We start from the raw sequence: 860 nt of genomic DNA on the forward strand, positions 1-860 counted from the left end.
TTTAGTTTCTCATCATCATCTCGTCGTGGAGGCGGAAACAGGTTCTGGTAAATCAACGCGTCTGCCTCTTTGGAGTGCCGAGAAGGGCAGGGTTTTGGTGGTTGAACCTCGTCGTATTGCCTGCACGTCTCTAGCTGAATTCTTGGCGAGTGAAGATGGCAGTTCATTAGGAGATAAAATTGGCTACGCCATCAAATTACAAGCGCACTTTAACGAGTCCACCAAAGTTGTGTTTGTGACGCCAGGAGTGGCATTGAGGTGGTATTCAGAAAACAAACTCTCTGATTTCGATATCGTAATGGTCGATGAGTTCCATGAACGTCGATGGGACACCGACTTGCTGGTTTCCATTTTAAAGAAAGAAGATCAGCACCGCCTTATCATCACATCGGCCACACTTGAATCTCAGAAACTGGTGGATTACATCGGTGGAAAACGTTTGAAGGCTGAGGGTAGAGTCTACTCTGTGGCGATTGGTCATCGGGCGATGGATAGCCGACACTTGCCAGACATTCGAGGTCTGGAGCAAAAAGTAAAAAAGAAGTACTACATTGCCTTGAAGATGTAGCGGGAGACATTCTGGTATTTCTGCCAGGCAGAAAGGAAATCACCCAGTGCCAGCAAGCTTTGTCTCAACTAGAGAATGTGTTGGTCGTTCCGCTTCACGCTTCGGTCTCCGATACCCAGCGCAGCCTTGCACTGAATCAGCAAACGCAGCAAAAGGTGGTGCTGGCAACCAATGTCGCTGAAACGTCACTGACCATTCCAAATATCTCTGCCGTTATTGACGCCGGGCTAGAACGACGCACTATGCAGCGCAACGGTCGAACCGTACTCAGCTTAAAGAACATATCTAAAGC

The 860-nt window shown here is 48.3% G+C and carries 1 pseudogene; it reads left to right on the forward strand.

Going from position 1 to position 860, the window contains the following annotated elements:
- Positions 1-860, forward strand: a pseudogene (locus tag RH89_RS15450) (helicase-related protein); the annotation flags it as partial.

The sequence above is a fragment of the Vibrio nigripulchritudo ATCC 27043 genome (assembly GCF_000222685.1).
In the GTDB taxonomy this organism is placed as follows: domain Bacteria; phylum Pseudomonadota; class Gammaproteobacteria; order Enterobacterales; family Vibrionaceae; genus Vibrio; species Vibrio nigripulchritudo.